Origin of the sequence: Ruminococcus sp., from assembly GCF_045129435.1 — a bacterium.
GTDB lineage: Bacteria > Bacillota > Clostridia > Oscillospirales > Acutalibacteraceae > Ruminococcoides.
In genome coordinates this window covers 1-17,544 of the sequence record NZ_JBGVJL010000193.1, presented here as the reverse complement: position 1 = coordinate 17,544, position 17,544 = coordinate 1, and the positions used below count along the sequence as shown (strand labels likewise).

19 protein-coding genes and 1 other annotated feature are annotated in these 17,544 nt (G+C 38.4%); of the genes, 9 read left to right on the top strand and 10 right to left on the bottom strand.

Translation table 11 applies throughout. The features are described 5' to 3' along the window. Positions 1-409: 409 nt before the first annotated feature. The 6 genes from ACJMMI_RS08855 to ACJMMI_RS08830 all read right to left on the bottom strand — a co-directional run bounded on the left by ACJMMI_RS08855 (position 410) and on the right by ACJMMI_RS08830 (position 3,678). A complete protein-coding gene (locus ACJMMI_RS08855; protein ID WP_405355024.1) occupies positions 410-712 on the bottom strand; it encodes a hypothetical protein in 303 nt (100 codons plus the stop codon). A gap of 17 nt (positions 713-729) precedes the next feature. Beyond that, positions 730-975, bottom strand: a complete 246-nt coding sequence (locus tag ACJMMI_RS08850) for an IreB family regulatory phosphoprotein (RefSeq protein WP_405355023.1) — start codon at positions 973-975, stop codon at positions 730-732. 171 nt (positions 976-1,146) lie between these two features. Beyond that, positions 1,147-1,494 (bottom strand): type II toxin-antitoxin system PemK/MazF family toxin, encoded by a 348-nt coding sequence (locus tag ACJMMI_RS08845; RefSeq protein ID WP_405355022.1) that lies wholly within the window; start codon positions 1,492-1,494, stop codon positions 1,147-1,149. Between the two features lie 104 nt (positions 1,495-1,598). Next, positions 1,599-2,108, bottom strand: coding sequence for a hypothetical protein (locus ACJMMI_RS08840; protein WP_405355021.1), 510 nt, complete (start codon positions 2,106-2,108; stop codon positions 1,599-1,601). A 161-nt stretch (positions 2,109-2,269) separates the two neighbouring features. Beyond that, on the bottom strand, positions 2,270-3,139 hold the full coding sequence (locus tag ACJMMI_RS08835) for an NAD(P)H-hydrate dehydratase (protein WP_405355020.1): 870 nt from the start codon (positions 3,137-3,139) through the stop codon (positions 2,270-2,272). 2 nt (positions 3,140-3,141) lie between these two features. Further along, positions 3,142-3,678 (bottom strand): hypothetical protein, encoded by a 537-nt coding sequence (locus ACJMMI_RS08830; protein ID WP_405355018.1) that lies wholly within the window; start codon positions 3,676-3,678, stop codon positions 3,142-3,144. Between the two features lie 105 nt (positions 3,679-3,783). Continuing rightward, positions 3,784-4,003 (top strand) — a binding site (T-box leader). Between the two features lie 42 nt (positions 4,004-4,045). Here ACJMMI_RS08830 and pheS point away from each other — a divergent pair. From pheS to ACJMMI_RS08815, 3 genes are all read left to right on the top strand, one after another. Then, positions 4,046-5,098: a phenylalanine--tRNA ligase subunit alpha gene (gene pheS, locus ACJMMI_RS08825; RefSeq protein WP_405355017.1), complete on the top strand. Its 1,053-nt coding sequence runs from the start codon at positions 4,046-4,048 to the stop codon at positions 5,096-5,098. Positions 5,099-5,112: 14 nt separating this feature from the next. Next, complete coding sequence (pheT, locus tag ACJMMI_RS08820; protein WP_405355015.1) at positions 5,113-7,479, top strand: phenylalanine--tRNA ligase subunit beta; 2,367 nt, start codon at positions 5,113-5,115, stop codon at positions 7,477-7,479. 221 nt (positions 7,480-7,700) lie between these two features. After that, on the top strand, positions 7,701-7,898 hold the full coding sequence (locus ACJMMI_RS08815) for an alpha/beta-type small acid-soluble spore protein (RefSeq protein ID WP_022233969.1): 198 nt from the start codon (positions 7,701-7,703) through the stop codon (positions 7,896-7,898). 95 nt (positions 7,899-7,993) lie between these two features. Here ACJMMI_RS08815 and ACJMMI_RS08810 read toward each other — a convergent pair whose 3' ends face one another. The 4 genes from ACJMMI_RS08810 to ACJMMI_RS08795 form a co-directional block, all read right to left on the bottom strand. Beyond that, on the bottom strand, positions 7,994-8,455 hold the full coding sequence (locus tag ACJMMI_RS08810) for a low molecular weight protein-tyrosine-phosphatase (protein WP_405355014.1): 462 nt from the start codon (positions 8,453-8,455) through the stop codon (positions 7,994-7,996). A 378-nt stretch (positions 8,456-8,833) separates the two neighbouring features. Then, entirely contained in the window at positions 8,834-9,079 is a 246-nt protein-coding gene (locus ACJMMI_RS08805) for a tyrosine-type recombinase/integrase (RefSeq protein ID WP_405355013.1), read from the bottom strand. A 366-nt stretch (positions 9,080-9,445) separates the two neighbouring features. After that, the gene (locus ACJMMI_RS08800; RefSeq protein ID WP_405355012.1) at positions 9,446-10,024 is read right to left on the bottom strand and encodes a DUF6933 domain-containing protein; all 579 of its coding nucleotides are present in this window, start codon (positions 10,022-10,024) and stop codon (positions 9,446-9,448) included. 89 nt (positions 10,025-10,113) lie between these two features. Further along, complete coding sequence (locus tag ACJMMI_RS08795) at positions 10,114-10,830, bottom strand: metallophosphoesterase family protein (RefSeq protein WP_405355010.1); 717 nt, start codon at positions 10,828-10,830, stop codon at positions 10,114-10,116. A 398-nt stretch (positions 10,831-11,228) separates the two neighbouring features. Between ACJMMI_RS08795 and ACJMMI_RS08790 the strand changes: the two genes are divergently transcribed. The 6 genes from ACJMMI_RS08790 to ACJMMI_RS08765 all read left to right on the top strand — a co-directional run bounded on the left by ACJMMI_RS08790 (position 11,229) and on the right by ACJMMI_RS08765 (position 17,282). After that, positions 11,229-13,046, top strand: coding sequence for an NEAT domain-containing protein (locus tag ACJMMI_RS08790; RefSeq protein ID WP_405355127.1), 1,818 nt, complete (start codon positions 11,229-11,231; stop codon positions 13,044-13,046). A gap of 16 nt (positions 13,047-13,062) precedes the next feature. After that, positions 13,063-14,094 carry a heme-binding Shp domain-containing protein gene (locus tag ACJMMI_RS08785; protein ID WP_405355008.1) on the top strand — a complete coding sequence of 344 codons (1,032 nt, stop codon included), beginning with the start codon at positions 13,063-13,065 and terminating at the stop codon, positions 14,092-14,094. Positions 14,095-14,106: 12 nt separating this feature from the next. Next, complete coding sequence (isdE, locus tag ACJMMI_RS08780; protein ID WP_405355007.1) at positions 14,107-15,003, top strand: heme ABC transporter substrate-binding protein IsdE; 897 nt, start codon at positions 14,107-14,109, stop codon at positions 15,001-15,003. Positions 15,004-15,080: 77 nt separating this feature from the next. Then, the gene (locus ACJMMI_RS08775) at positions 15,081-16,073 is read left to right on the top strand and encodes a FecCD family ABC transporter permease (RefSeq protein WP_405355006.1); all 993 of its coding nucleotides are present in this window, start codon (positions 15,081-15,083) and stop codon (positions 16,071-16,073) included. Then, positions 16,063-16,839: an ABC transporter ATP-binding protein gene (locus ACJMMI_RS08770; protein ID WP_405355005.1), complete on the top strand. Its 777-nt coding sequence runs from the start codon at positions 16,063-16,065 to the stop codon at positions 16,837-16,839. The genes ACJMMI_RS08775 and ACJMMI_RS08770 overlap by 11 nt, the downstream gene beginning before the upstream one ends. A 20-nt stretch (positions 16,840-16,859) precedes the next feature. Continuing rightward, positions 16,860-17,282, top strand: a complete 423-nt coding sequence (locus ACJMMI_RS08765; protein ID WP_405355004.1) for a YbaN family protein — start codon at positions 16,860-16,862, stop codon at positions 17,280-17,282. The last annotated feature ends 262 nt before the right edge of the window (positions 17,283-17,544 follow it).

Here is a 17,544-nt window from a genome sequence, read left to right as displayed (position 1 = left end):
GCAAAGCCCACAAATACTATTCTCTTACGCAAATCTACGATAGCCAAGCAGCGGGCTGTTTGGCGGCTTGAACACAATAGCGTGAGCTTTATAATGCGATAGCAACACAAAAATCCGTTCTTCTTTATTATTTATTAATGAAGTATCTCTTTTAAAAGGCTGTCGCCTGTTTTATCAAACCTTGCGTCAGCACACAAACAGCGTTGCTATTTGTGCCCGATAGACTGATATAAAAACAGCTTTTCTTGGGCTTTGCCCAAACCCACGAGCCTTTAAAAAGGCTCGACCTAAATTTTTTGTTATTTATCCGAAACTCTCAGCTAAACCATAATTTACCCCAACTATCCAAAAAGAACCAAAAGCAAAAAGCTATCACAAATTAATGTGATAGCTTTTTCAGCGTTAATATTTAGTTGTTGGCAAGTGCTCTTTCGAGCCAGATGTCAGCAATATCCATTGCAACAAAAAGTCCGTGCTTTTCGCTTGATTTTACAAGCTGCTTTCTTGGTGAAAGGTCAGGGTCGGTTGCAAGTAACTGTACTGTTACTTTGTCTGCAATCTCAAGTCCGTTTACCTCGTTTTTGCTTTTTACCTGAAGTCTGATTACATATGGTTCAGACATATTGCCGTAGTAAATCTCATCGCCACATCTTACAAGTGGTCTGCCCTTGTAGGTGGAAAATTCCTGAGCTGCTTTTTTAGCTTCTGCCACGAAGCATCAGTCCTTTCTTAAACATTAAGGTAAGATTTTACGAGTGCTTCAAGTAAGTCGTCACGGTCAATTTTACTGATAATGTTGCGTGCGTTGTTGTAAGTTGTTATATAAGTGGGATCCTCACTAAGAATATAGCCTACTATCTGGTTTATTGGGTTATAGCCCTTTTGTCTGAGAGCGTCATAAACAATGGTAAGACTGTTTTTAATAGCATCGTCCCTTTCCTCACCAAGTGAGAAAATCATAGTCTTATCCAACATACCGAAACACCTCCTGTAAATTATTCTTTTTATATTATATACTAAATCAGTAAATATTTCAAGTCTGTTTTCGTGAATTTTATGTGAATTGTTAAAAAATGTGTTTTAAGGGTAAAAAAGCCTCCCAAAATAAGGGAGGCTTTGCTGAGTGCCACTATATGTAGCACATTATCAGATATTAAGTCCAAAGGAAATAGAAATTGCGTCATTTATTTCGCTCATATAACTCTGGTCAACCGAACCCATTTTTTCTTTGAGTCGTTTTTTATCAATGGTACGGACTTGTTCAAGCAAAACTACGCTGTCTTTAGCAAGTCCTGAGGAATCAGCATTCAGCGGAATATGTGTGGGCAGATTTGCCTTTGACTGCTGGCTTGTTATTGCCGCCGCAATAACGGTAGGACTAAATCTGTTGCCTACATCATTTTGAACAATAAGTACGGGGCGGATTCCGCCCTGCTCAGAGCCTACCACCGGACTTAAATCTGCATAAAAAATATCCCCTCGTTTGATATTCAAGACTTTCACGCTCCAAATAATTAGATTACTGATATTTTTCCCTTTCCAAAAATTTTTATACAGCTACTATATATTATTTTTGGGCGTAAAAATTGTGCAGGCTTTTATTCGCTGAGGGCAAGCTGATTAAAAAAATCAATGCGAAAATTTTTAGAATTTATCTGTGCCGATGTTATATAACCGTTTTTATCAACTGCATATGTGCATTTACCCTTTGAGGTTTCCAATATATATGTATCAAATTCATCACTTTTTTGATAAAGGATCTCTCGTCCGCCACTAACCTCTGTTGCTACGCTATGAATAAGCTGCGGCAGATTATCTTTTGGCAAATATGCCTCGTCTGCCGTGCTTACAAGATTGTCGATTTCAAGCGAAATTTCACCTCCGCCGTTACAAATTTTTAAACCGTTTATAGTTTCCGGACTTGTAAAAGTCAATTCGGTTTCGCCGTTTTCTGCCGTTATACTTCCCTCTGCTTTGAATTTTTCGTTGCTTGCGGTAAAGTCAGCATTAAAGTTTGTGACTATGCTCTTTTTGCTTTCAACATTCTGACAAGCGGAAAAAACAAATGCCACAACAAATAAAGCCGCTAAAAGCTTTAGCTTTTTCATATTACGCCACACTCCTGTCTTTGTTAAAGTATATGTTTTAGGTGTGGCAAAAAGTATTTGTACCAAAAATAAAATGGCAACCAAAATTGATTGCCATTGCATTAAATATAATTCAAAGTGCCATTTTTGCTTTCCAAAGTGTCATTTTGGCACTTTGAAATTTATATTAGTTTCTTATAGGCCAAAGGCAGGCAGTCTATCATATCGGTGGGGAGCATTGAGATTTTGCCTAAGCTTTCGGCGGCAAGGTCGCCTGCTGTGCCATGCAGAAATACTCCTGCTGCGGCTGACTCAAAAGGCTTTGCACCCTGTGCGAGCAATGAGCCGATTATGCCTGCCAGCACATCACCGCTTCCGCCTGTAGCCATACCTGAATTGCCTGTGTGATTGATGTAAGCTTTACCGTTTGGTGATGCTATAATTGTTCCCGCACCTTTTAAAACAGTTACTACACCGAATTTTTTTGCAAAATTAATTGCAGTATTTTCTCTGTCAGAATTAACTTCCTTTGGTGTTGATTTTAAAAGTCTTGCCATTTCGCACGGGTGAGGGGTGATGATTGCCGTTGCTTTTAAGCTTTTTAGAATTTCAGGCTTGTCGCAAATACAATTAAGTGCATCAGCGTCAATCACCATTGGTTTTGTGCAATTTGAGATAACGTTTTTTACAAGCTCTTTTGTATCATCACAAACCGAGAGTCCGCATCCTATTAATACCGCTGATGATTTTTCGCAGGCTTCAAGCAAAAATTCGGAATTTTTACTTGAAATTGCACCGCACGGAGTTTCTTCAAGCGGATAATACACGCTTTCGAGAATATTGGTGGCACATATTGGATAAATGCTTTTTGGCACAGCAATTTTTAAAAGACCGATTCCGCATCTGAGTGCGGCTTTGCCTGCCATAATCGCAGCACCCGCCATTCCGTAGCTTCCGCAAATGCACAGCAGACTGCCGAGTGTGCCCTTGTTTGCATCATCAGGACGGTTATATACAGCTTTTTTAAAAAGAAATTTATCGGTTTCTTTCATACTTAGCCTCTTTTATAGAAAATTTTGAGAACAATATCCTTTTTAAGGTGACCTTTCATAGCGTTGAGAATTTTTTCGTTTGGTGCAAATACAAGCAATGTTTTGCCGTATGCAGCTGAATTAAAAACAGCGTAGTAGTTGTTTTCATCGTTAATGTCAGCACAAGCCTCAATTCTCTTTGCAAATCTCATAGAATCAATAGCCTTTTCATCTTTATCAAGAATTTCAATGTCGCTTACCTGCAATTTGCACATTGTTTTTCTTTTTCTGAGGGCAATGATTTTTGAAATCTCAATAATTCCGCCGGATACCGAATATTCATATTCTACACGCTGAATACTGAAAACATACCATACTATGTAAATTCCAATAAGGAAAATAAAAAACGCTACATAAATAAGGTAAGCAAGGTGTAGTGGGTATGCAAGCATAATGCACAGTGCAGGAATTGTGATAAGCAATGCAACTGATAAAACTTTGATAATAAGCTGTTTTGGCTTTTTAGCTCTTTTTACAAGCTGTTCGTTAAATATTTCCAATTTTTTTACTCCTTTTTTAAGTAGATTAATAGTATAATAACATAACAGGCGTTTTTTTTCAACAAAACTCTTGCAAAATCAAAAAGAAAATGATATTATACTAATGATAACACGCTGACGAAGAGAGTAGCGTTTTTTTATGTCGGAAAAGAGAGCAATGTCACGGCTGAAAGCATTGTGCGGCAGAAATTCCGTGAAGTTCACTTCCGAGTGGTGAGGCTGAAACAACAGTAGGCTTCAACGGCTGACTCCGTTACAGGTCGGGAAGTGTTTGCTTCTTTAAGCAAAAATCAGGGTGGTACCACGGATATTATTCGTCCCTGCGTAAGTGATTACGCAGGGATTTTTTATTACTACGGAGGTATGTATGAACGAGAAAATCACAAGCCTTATGGGCGAAATCAACTCAAAGGTTTCAGAAATTTCTGATCTTGTTGAGCTTGATAAAATAAGAGTTGCCTATCTTGGTAAAAAGGGCAGTATTACTGCACTTTTAAAGGGTATGAAGGATCTTTCTCCCGATGAGAAAAAGACCTTTGGTTCAGAGGTAAACCAGCTCAAGGCTATGGCAAGCGAAAAAATCGAGCAGAAAATTGAGGAGCTTAAAAAGAAAGAGGTTGAAAGAGAAATCGCTTCTATGCGTCCTTTTGATATAACCGCTCCGTCAAATATCGTAAAAGGCTCATATCATCCAATCACACTTGTTCAAAGACAGTGCGAGGCTATTTTTAAGTCAATGGGCTTTACTGTAGAGGATTATTCAGAAATTGTAACAGACTATGAATGTTTTGAGTCACTCAACATTCCAAAGCATCATCCGGCAAGAGATATGCAGGACACATATTACCTTGATAACGGTCAGCTTTTAAAGTCACAGACCTCTGCCGCACAGAATGCTATTCTTAAAAAATACGGTAAAAATCTTATTGAAAACGGTGTGCCAATCAAGGCAATTTTCCCGGGCAGATGTTTCAGGAATGAGGCAACCGACGCTTGTCACGAAAATACCTTCTTCCAGATGGAGGGTGTAATGGTTGACAAGAATATTTCTATTTCAAACCTTATCTTCTTTATGAAAACTATGCTTTCAGAAGTTTTTCAGAAGGATATTAATGTACGACTCAGACCGGGCTTTTTCCCATTCGTTGAACCGGGATTTGAGCTTGACATCAGCTGCCTTATCTGCGGCGGTGAGGGCTGCCCTTCGTGTAAGCACAGCGGTTGGCTTGAGCTTTGCCCATGCGGTATGATTCACCCTAATGTACTTCGTGAGGGTGGCATTGACCCGGACGAATACACAGGTTTTGCGTTTGGTCTTGGTCTTACAAGACTTGCAATGATGAAGTACGGCATTAAGGATATAAGAGATTTAAACAGTGGTAGCTTAAAGGCATTGTCACAGTTTACAGATGATAAATAAGGGGGAGAATAGTAATGTTTTTATCAATGAACTGGATTTCTGACTTTGTTGATTTATCAGGACTTGACAAGGTTGAGCTTATTCATCAGTTTTCTCTCTCTACAGCCGAGGTTGAAAACGAAATTTTCTTCAAGGGTTCAGACCTCAGCGGTGTTGTTGTAGCTGAGATTAAATCTATTGAAAATCATCCTGACTCAAAGAAGCTTCACTTGCTCAAGGTTGATGTAGGCGAGGGTGAGCTTGTAGATGTAGTTTGCGGTGCTCCGAATGTAAGAGTCGGTATGAAAACCGCTTTTGCCAAGGTTGGTGCAAAGCTTGGCGAAATCACTATTGCACCTCGTCCGCTTGCAGGATATACTTCATACGGTATGTGTTGCAGTGAGGCTGAAATCGGCATCAGTGACGATAACTCAGGCATTATGGACATCACAGAAGATGTCGCAAATGGCACAGACATTAAAGATGTTTTTGAAATTGACGATATTGTATTTGAGGTTGATAACAAGTCACTTACAAACCGTCCTGATCTTTGGGGCCATTATGGTATTGCAAGAGAGTTTGCTGCCCTTGCTGGCAGAGAATTAAAGCCGCTTGAGGTTGAAGATCTCACAGTTTACAATGAGCTTGCAAAGGTTGATATGAAAATTGAAGATCCGCTTTGTCAGCGTTACAGTTGCTTACAGGTTGAGAATATCAAGAGAAATGTAAGCCCTGTAAATATGAGAATAAGACTTTACTACTGCGGACTTCGTGGTATTAATTTCCTTGCTGACCTTACAAACTACCTTATGCTTGAAATGGGTCAGCCAATGCATGCTTTCGACTCAAGAAAGGTTGAGAAAATCCGCATTAAGCGTTTTGACAAGCCGTTTGTATTCCGCACACTTGACGGCGTTGACAGAAATATTGACGAAAACACACTTATGATTTGCAATGACAACACTCCTGTTGCTATTGCCGGTATTATGGGCGGTCTTGATTCCGAAATTGTTGACGATACAACAACTCTCACACTTGAATCCGCTACATTTAATGCCGTTTCTGTTCGTAAGTCAACAGTAAGACTTGCACACAGAACAGATGCATCTATCCGCTACGAAAAGTGCCTTGACCCTGAGATGACAACTGTTGCTATTGCAAGATTTGTTAAGCTTTTAAAGACATATGACAGCGACATCAAGGTGGTTTCAAGCCTTACAGATGAGTACGCTTTCCACTATGAGAAGGTTACTCTTGAATTTGATAAAGCATTTGTTGACCGTTACACCGGTATTGAAATCAGCAACGAAAGAATCGTAAAAACTCTTGAGAGCCTCGGCTTTGATGTTCAGCTTGCCGGTGATGATTTCGCAGTAACTGTTCCGTCATGGAGAGCTACAAAGGATGTTACTATCAAGGCAGATATCATTGAGGAAATTACAAGAATTTACGGCTATGATAACTTTGCTGTTCACACAACCCGTTCACCTCTTTATCCTGTAAGAACAGGCGAATTAAAGAGCAATGAGGATAAAATTAAGGATATTCTTGTTCAGAGATACAACCTTCACGAGGTTCATTCATATGTATGGGCATATAATGATGAGCTTAAAGCACTCGACATTGAGGTGGAAAACAATGTTAAGCTTGCAAACGCTACCAACCCAAACATTGAAACCCTCAGAAATTCAATTATTCCGACACAGCTTTGTCAGGTTAAGTCAAATACTTCATATTCAAATGATTTCGGCATTTTTGAAATCGGCAGAGTTGTAAAGGGACTTGATGAAAACAACCTTTGCATTGAGCAGAAAAAGCTTGCAATCACACTTTTCAGCAAGGTTAAGGATATTAAAACTCTTTATTTTGAGTTAAGAGATATGCTTGTTGTACTTTCAGAAGACATCAAGCACAAATCGCTTGGCTTTAAGAAAGCCGAGCCGACACACAGCTACGAGCACCCTGTAAATCTCTATACAATTATGATTGATAACGAAGAAATTGGTACAATCGGCATTGTACACCCAACTGTAGGCAAGAAGCTTGACAAGAAAGCAAGCGTTGTATTTGCCGAGGTTGATATGAACGCATTTACAGACGCTCAGACTGCTCCTATTGTTTATGATGAGCCGTCAAAATTTCCACCAATCGATTATGATATTAGTGTGGTAGTGCCTGAAAAGCTCTTCTTTGAGGATCTCAGCAAGTGCTGGATCGGCAAGGGCGAGGGTATCTTAAAGGGTACAAAAATTGTTGATACCTACGATACAGACACAGTTCACAGCATTACAATCCGCTTTGAATTTTCATCAGCAGAAAGAACTCTTTCATCAGCAGAAGTTCAGACTGTTATGGATGAGATCATTGCAGATCTTTCAAAAATCGGTGCAAATTTAAGATAATAAACTAATCAACCGACCGTAAATTAAGCTTTGCGGTCGGTTTTCTATGTTGTTATATTGACAGTAAATGAAATGATTTCAAAATAAAATATATGAAAAATTTACATATTATAAAAGCTCAACTACCGCAAACAATACTATTGCGGAAGGAAATCAAGAGGTTGAACCTGACGCTTAAAATATAAAATGATTAAAATTTAAGATTAAAGGAGAAAACCAATATGTCAAGTAATAACAATCAGCTTAATGTACCACAGGCAAAGGAAGCAATGGAACGCTTTAAGATGGAATGTGCAAACGAAGTAGGCGTAAACCTCAAGCAGGGTTATAACGGCGACTTAACTTCAAGAGAAGCAGGCTCAGTCGGCGGTCAGATGGTTAAAAAGATGATCGAGTCATACGAAAACAGTATGAAATAATCTAATTTTCACTAAATCATAAAAATAAATCGGGGCATACGGCAAAGGCTGTATGCTCCGATGTCTATTGTGCGTTATTTTGGCTGAAATATTAGTTAGAAATTGTGTTTCTTTATGTACTCCAAAAGTGCGTGACAGCCGTTGTTAATGTCGGTGTAGGTAACATCAAAATTGCCTGTGTACCAAGGATCTGCCACATCTCGCGGATAACTTGTAAAGTCGAGCAGGCGGTGAATTTTCTTTTCGCTGTCAAATCCGACTATCCTTTGCAAATTGCGTAAATTCATAGAATCCATTGCAATTATGTAATCGTAGCTTTCATAATCTGCCTTGGTAATCTGCACAGCATGGTGTGAAGTAAACGGAATGTTCATCTCAGTTAGCTTTGCTTTAGTGCCACGATGAATGCCATTTCCAATTTCCTCTGTGCTTGTTGCCGATGAATTAATCAAAAATTTATCAGCAATCCCACTATCTGCAACAATTTTTTTCATTACAAACTCTGCCATCGGTGAACGGCAAATATTCCCATGGCACACAAACATTATCTTTATCATAATATAATTCCTCCCGATTTGCCGTAATATGCCGTGATTTGCAAGGATATTTTGAATATAACAGGAATGAGTATCATTTTAACGTCTCCTCAAAACACGCAAATCAAGGCAAAATACGGCATATTGAATTTTTCAAAAGTAGTCAAATGGTAGTCAATTAAGGGGGTGCAAAAGGTTTTTGTACTTATTATAATTTATTGATTAGAGATGTCGTTATTGAGGTTAAAAGATGATTTTATTATAGCATAAAAATCATTTTGTCACAACAAAACAGCACTCACACCGTGATGATGTGAATACTGTTTTTTACACCGTCTTAAACATATTCTGTTTTAGTGGTTGTGTGCTGAGGGCTTTTTCAACTTCTTTTCTTGCTTGTTACGGTTCTTCGAGCCTTATCATTTCGTCCTTGGCATCGTCAAGTCCAAGGTGGGTATAGGTATTCATCGTGACACCGATATCGGAATGTCCCATAAGGTATTGCAATGTTTTTAGATTCATTCTTGCCTTTGCTATATTTGAACAGTAGGTATGTCTGCAAATGTGAGGAGTGATATTAGGCAGTTGCTCTCTGAAAATATCGTTGTATCTCTTGACCGAGTGGTTGAACCTATGCTCTCTCAATGCATTGCTACTTCAGGCATTCCATTTGAATCTCTGAACAGAAAACCGCAATGTCCTGCAATCATAATTTCAGGAAGATTTGCAGGTCTGTTCTCAAGTATTCTTTCCAAACTATAAGAGCCTTACAATCCGTACAATGAAACAAACTTGTGCCGCAAGAATATCTCCAACTCTCGGAAATGTCTTATTTTTAAGCCCTTTCGTTATTCAACTCTGTACTTCTGACAGCAAAAAAACACACTTAAAATGAAAATGTTAGGCTGTTTTCAGTCTTAGATCCAATAGTTCTAAAAAGCAGTATTTATTAATGTTATGCTACAATTTTTATGAATTGCAAATTTGATTTATTGCCAAGTTGTAAGAAGGCTATTTGTAATAGTTAATAAGCAATTCTTCAAATCTCTCTGCCGGATAATAATACTGTGTTTTGCCATCAATTTTATCTGATACAAGATATTTCCTATTAATGTTTCTGTTCAAATCTATTGTCTTTAGAATACCATTCTCAATAAAATCATATAAACGATACCCATCTTCAAGGTATATGTTTTGAAAACGATTCATTGTAGAGATTATTATTCGATCTGTAAGTTCGGCAAAGCACACTAATGGATGCTCCTTAAAGAATTGTTTCAGCAGATTTGTCATTCTTTTATTATCCGAATATATATCTATTAGATACCTTGCAACCAATTCTCCCACAGATTCTAAGTCTGCTTTTTTTATATCCACAAGCACAACTGTTAATTTACTTGCAAAATGACAAATTTGGATACATTTGCGACGATCAAAATAAAATAACTTTGCTCCCCATTCCAGTAACCGATTGTCCTTTTCAGAATTATATACATCTAAGGCGATTTGCCGCATAATCGGATCTTGAAAGTTTTCCGGCATTTTTATTCCATATCTATCTACTGTTTGTTTTGTTGCGTATATGATCATGCATTCAACTCCTATTTTTATTTTGGTAGTACTATATCTTTTTCTTTGCTTTTAAGGCATCATTATAAGCTATGTGTTTTATTCAAATCTTATTTTTCGCCCTCAACATAGAATTCTTCTCCGGTATCCAAACAAACAGCTGCCAATCGGCCGTTTTTTAAGTTGCATCCACAATCAATCGCAATATGATTATTTTTCCTGTAAACATATCCTGGTCTTGGATTTCCTTTAATTTTCTGCGTTGGAGTGTGTCCTGTTACAAGTTTCACATCGGTATAATACTGAACATCATATTTTGCTCTGCTCCAAACAAGTTCCTCTATTTCATAATCTTCTAAAGCTTTTTCAGGACTAAAATTGTCAAGACTACCGTGAACCAACAGATAATTTTTACCATTTATGGTTAATTTTTCATATAGCTGCAAATCGTTCAGGAAATTTATAACCTCATATTTCGTATCAAGATCGAAAGCTCGAAATTCATCGAGTGTTGTCTTGCTTCCGTTGCATTGCCATATCACTAAATTGTTTAGCATTTTTTCATTTAACTGATCTATTGACATCTCAGTAATTTCTTTTATAAGAAAAGGCAAGCACTGTAAAGCCATATATTCATGGTTTCCTGCCAAGCATATAGCATTTGGCATTTCCATAATTTTCATAAGTGCCTTGATGGGATGAGGTCCTCTGTCAAGTATGTCCCCTAAAATATAAAGCGTATCAGTATCTTTTAATTTGATCTTATCAAGCAAGTCCAAGAACATTTTATATTGCCCGTGAATGTCTGAAATAACATATGTAGCCATAAAATCATCTCCAAAATATTAATTTCACTCGCATAACTTAAAATTCATACTTATACATCTCAATTACTTTCAACTGTAGTTGCTCAGTTTGTTTTTAGCAATCTATTTACACATTCGATTATAAAACTTTCGTGATTTGCAAGGCCAACTTGAGTATAACAGTAATGTGTATCACTTTTGTATTTTACTCAAAATAAGCAATCAAGACAAATGTGATGTTAAAGAGTTTATTCATAACCGTCCGCACGGAGTAAAAGACCTTTTGCCCAAGGCGGAGTTCTGCTCATTTGTTCGCAGATAGTGTTTACGGAAACATCTTTTTGGTATTCAATAATACAGCTGATAAATCACAGCTTGAAGCTGTATTTGAAAAGTATGTAAATGCTTGTGACCCGGGCATGGTACTTCGTAAGGTTTACACAGAGGACAGCTACAATACTTACTATGTTCCGACATGGCAGAAGGTTTATCAGGCTTACACATATGTAAATGCTACACAAGAGCAGATTGACGAGGCAGTAAGCGAGGGCAACGAAAGCTTTAATAAGCTTGTTCCTGTAAAAGAGGGTGACGGTGTAAATCTTACTTGGAATGTAAATCGTGTTCTTAAATTAGCAAATGCTGCTGACGCAACTCTCTATACATCAGCTTCTTACAACGCTATGATGGCTATTGTTCCAAAGGCAGACGAAGTTCTTGCTAAGGGCACCGATGCATATGCATATGAGCTTGCAGAGGTTTATTTTGAACTTGAAGATGCTTATGATGCACTTGTATTAAAGGCAACTGACTTTACAGCACTTGAAGACGCAATAAACGAGTTAAAGCAGATTTCACTTGACGGTTATACAGAAACAACAGCAACAGCATTCAAGAATGAACTTAACAAGGCAGAAGAAATGCTTGCTGCCAAGGATTGTTCGGAAAACGAAATTGCAGAAGAAATCAAAGCACTTTACAGTGCAAAAGAGGCTCTCTCAACTTATGATGTTGTAGAGGACGGACTTTATAAGATTAACCTTTCAATGGTTAAGATTAACCGCAAAGACCCATCAATGGCAGGCGGTGCAATCAATAACATTGCTAAACTTGAGGTTGTTAACGGTGAGTATTACCTTACACTTGACTTCAAGGGTATGACAATTACAAACAAATTCGGTTACCTCTCAAAGCTCTGGTATTATGATGAGGGATATACATACAACGAGTATGGCGAACCACAGGGTAAGCTTGTTGAGGCAGAAACACTTACAACACAAAAGAACGCTGACGGCACAGATGTAATTGATATTTACAACGACGCAGATAACCTTTATCCTGATCTCGTTAAAATCAAACTTACAAAGACAGCTTTATCAGATTCTGACGGTTATGTAGCACTCAAAGTTTTAGTTCCGATTATGGAATCTATCGCAGAGGGCAACGGTCAGCAGAATGTACTTGCTAAACTTGAGTGGCAGTCACTCACAAAGACAACCGAAGATGATCCTGACATTCAGCCTGACAAGCCTGTTGAGCCGTCACCGGCTGTAAGCATTACAGATTCAGCTACAGGTGTTAAGCTTGCCGCAGACAAGGGTGTATTTAAAGAGGGCGTTCAGCTTTCAGTTTCTGAAATTGCAAACGGTGCTGATTTTGACCTTGCTTCAAAGGCACTTAACGGCACAGCAAGCAAGTTCAAGCTTTACAATGTAAACTTCCTTGACAAGGCAGGCAGTGAGGTTGCTCCAAACGGCACAGTTACACTCAGCTTCCCTGTTGCAAAGGATTACAATTCAGCTAACATTGCTCTTTATAGAATTAACGCTGACGGTACTAAGACAGTAGTTAAGGGCACATACGCTGACGGTTTATACACAGTTGTTACAAAGGCAGGCGGCAGCTACGCTATTGCAGACACAACAAAGCAGGAAGAGTCAACTGAGCCTACAACTCCTTCACAGGACAACACTCAGCCAACTACTGCACCTGCAACAGAGCCTTCAACTGCTCAGGACAACACACAGCCTACAACTCAGAACAGTGCAAACGCTAATACAAACAATACTCAGAACACAACTGCAGCCAACAATACATCTAACAATAACACAACAGACGGTAAGACAGGCACAGTTAAGACAGGCGATACAAGTTCAGCTATGATTTACTTTGTAGTTATGCTTTCAGCTTGTGCAGTTCTCGCAGCAGTAAGCGTTAAGAGAAAGGGCAAAAACTAATACAGGAGAATAACCTATGAAAAAAATATACTGTACAAAGGCAATTTCAATGCTGTGCAGTATGGTTGTAATGCTCGCACTTGTGGCGGGCATTACTGCTATACCGACTTATGCGGTTTCAAACGGTATTTATACCGCTACTGCCACACCACACTATAAACACCCAAAGACAGGTGTTATTGAGGATTCGGGCGGAAATAGCTCCGCTGTTCTCGGTCAGTCTATGACGGAATCCGCAACCGATACTCACGCTCTTGTGGAGGTCGATTCTGACGGCACTACATATATTACCATAAGATTAAAGCTTATGGATAACATTACAAACCCGACTTTCAGAGTTGATGACAACGATGTTTCGGCTACCCTTATGCAGGAGGATTATACCTACAATACCGCCGACTATCGTATGAGAGTAAATAATGAAAACTCAATTATCCGCTGCAGTATGTATGTTGTGCCTATGGGCAGAAATGTTATTTTCTATATTACAGTTTCGGATTTGCAGTCGGGAAGCGGTGACTTTGTTACAAGCATTACTGTAAATAATCAACAAAATAACAATAACAACAATAATAACAATCACAGTAATACTAATAACAACAACGGTAATAGCGGAAGTAAAGCTAATAATAACAGCGGCAATTCAAATGCAAATAGCAATAACGGAAGTAACAATGGTTCTGATAATAATGTAAATAACAATCAAAACAATTCTCAGAATAATAATCAATCAGGTAATTCCGGTGGAAATAATTCTGACAGCAGTAAAACAGAGGAAAGCAAGACCGAAGAAACCACAGCTTCATCAACACAACCTACTACAACTCCGTCAACAACTACTGCGGTTAAATCAACAGAGAGCGACGAAAATGTTGGTTTACAGGTGTTTGACGAATCAGGCAATGAGGTTGAGCAGACATCTGTAAAGACTGACGGAAACAGCAGTAACTTTAGCGTTGTATGGATAATTATCGGAATTGTTGCAGTTGTTGCCGTTGCAGGCTTTTGCGTGTGGTATTTCTTATTCTTTAAAAAGAAAAAGAACTGAGGTGGAGTAGGTATGAAACTAAAAGGTATTCTTTCGCTGATACTCGCCCTTGCACTTTCTGCCTTAATGGTAGGTTGTGTTGACCAACACCCTGAGGATAAAAACGGCAGTACAAAAACAGAGGCTGACTCTCAGGTGCGATTGGTAGCAACTTCTCCGGCTGTTGCTCAGATTTGCAGCAGATTAAATCTTGACCTTGTGGGAGTGTGCGAAACTTCAAGCACTTTGCCTGAGGAGTATCAGAATTTAACAAAGGTCGGTATGGCAATGAACCCCGATTTAGAGGTAATCAAGTCTTTAAATCCCGATTACATACTTTCACCAAGTTCACTTGAATCCGACTTACAGCCAAAGTATGCATCAATCGGTGTGAAGTCAATTTTCTTGAATCTAAAAAGTGTTGACGGAATGTATTCATCTATTGAGGGACTCGGAGAAAAGTTTGACAGACAAAGCGAAGCTGACGAAATGCTTTCGGAGTTTAAGTCATTTATGGATGAATACAGCAGTAAAAATGACGGTAAAGAAAGCCCAAAGGTACTTGTGCTTATGGGACTTCCGGGTTCATATATAGTGGCAACTGACAACAGCTATGTGGGCAGTCTTGTAAAGCTTGCAGGCGGTACAAATGTTTACGGTGACGGCGGCGGAGAAGAATTTTTAACCGCTAACACCGAAGATATGCAGGCAAAAGATCCGGATATAATTCTCAGAGCAGCTCATGCTATGCCTGATCAGGTAAAAGAAATGTTTGCAGAAGAATTTGAAACTAATGATGTATGGAAGCATTTCAGAGCCGTACAGGACGGCAAGGTGTATGACCTTGATTCATCACTGTTTAATATGAGTGCAAATTTCAGCTACAGCGAGGCTTTAAAGGAATTACAGCCAATGCTGTATGGCGACTAATAAAATAATTAAACCGATTTGTCTTTATGAGAATTAAAGCAAATCGGTTTGGTTTGTTGAAAGGCAGGTTTTTGTTTTTGATAAGTACACGCAAAAAAGTACTTTCCTTTGTAATTACTGTTGCCGCATTGCTTATACTTTTTTTGTTTGCGGTAAATACAGGAAGTTTAAAGGTATCGGTAGCAGAACTTTTCAGGGGATTATTTATAGAATATGATTCAAATGTTGCTACAATATTTGATTTGCGTTTTCCACGAATTTTTATAGCAATGCTTGGCGGTGCGGCAACTGCCGTTTCGGGCGTGTTGTTGCAGGCGGTAATGAAAAATCCACTTGCCGATCCGGGCATTATCGGTGTAAGCTCAGGTGCAAGTCTTACTGCGGTGCTTATCACAGCGTTTTTCCCTGCAATGTATTTCTTTACTCCGATACTTGCATTTATAGGCGGTATGATTGCGTTTTTGCTTGTATATAGCCTTTCTTGGAAAGGTGGACTTTCGCCGTTGAGAATAATTCTTGTGGGTGTGGCAGTTAATGCTATGTGTACAGGTCTTATGAATGCTTTCAACTCGGCAACCGGCAGTAATTATTCGGGTGTTGCAAGCTTTGTTAATGCAAACATCACTCAAAAAACATGGGACGATTTTCAGACGCTTGCTGTTTACACTTTAATAGGTCTTGTGGCTTCTTTCTTTGTAACAGGGCAATGCAATCTACTTGCACTTGAAGACAAAACAGCCAGAAGTCTTGGCGTAAATGTTACAAGAAGCAGAATTGTTATTTCTGTTGTAGCCGTACTTCTTGCATCAATCAGCACAGCAGTTGTTGGTGCAATCAGCTTTTTAGGACTTATTGTTCCGCACATTGCAAGGTTGCTTGTCGGCAGTAATCATAAGGTACTTGTGCCGTATTCAATCATTCTTGGTGCGTTTACATTATTGCTTGCAGACACACTCGGCAGAACTGTTGCGTCACCTTATGAGATTAGTGCGGCTGTTGTAATGTCTGTTGTGGGCGGTCCATTCTTTATTGTACTGTTGAGGAGGTCAAAGAAAAACTATGGCGGATAATGTTTTTAAAATTAATAACCTTTCCTTTGCTTATGGAAAGCATACGGTTATAAACAATCTTAATCTTGAGCTTGCCAAGGGCAAAATTACCACCCTTATCGGTGCAAATGGTTGTGGTAAAAGTACATTGTTTAATCTTATGACTAAAAATCTTGTGCCTGAATCAGGCGAAATTCTTTTGAACGGTGAGAATATAGTAAATATGAAATTAAAGGATTTTGCAAAAAAAGTTGCTATAGTCCATCAGTACAACACCGCACCTGCTGATATTACTGTAAAAGATTTAGTTGCCTTTGGCAGAACTCCGTACCATACAATGGGACTTTCTAAGGATGCGAATGAGGACGAAAATATGGTGCAGAAAGCAATGAAGATTACAAATATCATAAAATACAAGGACAAGCCGGTAGCCGAGCTTTCCGGTGGACAAAAGCAGCGTGTATGGATTGCAATGGCACTTGCACAGGATACAAAAATTCTCTTTCTTGATGAGCCGACCACATACCTTGACATACGCTATCAACTGCAAATATTAAAGCTTGTGCGACAGCTTAACGAGAATTACGGAATAACCATAATTATGGTTTTGCACGATATAAACCAGTCGCTTTATTACAGTGATGAAATTATAGCAATGCAAAGCGGAAAAATACTTGCACACGGCAGTGCGGAAAGCGTAATAACCGCCGACCTGATAAAGCAAGTATATGATGTGGAGCTTGAAATTAAGCAGGTAGGTGGAAAGCCGTTTGTAATTCCGATTTAAAACATTATGGGGGAAAGAAGATGAAACTCAAAAGAATTTTATTTTTAATAGCGGGTTGCATTACTCTTGCAATAGGCTGTGTGGGAATTGTATTGCCAATCCTGCCGACTGTACCGTTCTTTATAGTAACTGTATTTTGCTTTGCAAATTCATCGCAAAAGCTACATAATTGGTTTGTAAATACAAAGATGTATAAAAAGCATCTTGAGTCATTTGTAAATAAAAAAGGAATGACTGCTAAAACTAAAATTAAAATAATGACATCAGTAACAGTTTTAATGGCATTTGGCTTTGTTATGATGATGTTAAAGGGAATAATCATTCCGTGTATAATTTTAGCTGTAGTCTGGCTCTGTCATCTCATTTACTTTATATTCTTTGTAAAAACGATTCCTTCCGATAAAACCGAGAAAAAGGAAGATGTTGTTCCGTCAGCAGAATAATTTATAAGCACAGTTAGTTTTGAAAACTGTGCTTTTTCTTTTATATAAAAATCTGATTGACAGATTGCTTTTTATGTATTAATATTTTAGTATATTGTTGTCAAATCTTGACTTTGATTGATTTAATTGAGAAATTATAAAGATGTATTAAGGGAGATAATTCGTAGGTGGATAGAAAAGAATTTATAAAAAAAGCAAAAAAGCTTCGTGTTCCCAAATTTATGTTTAATTTAGACGGTGTCGGTCGTGATGATGAAAGATT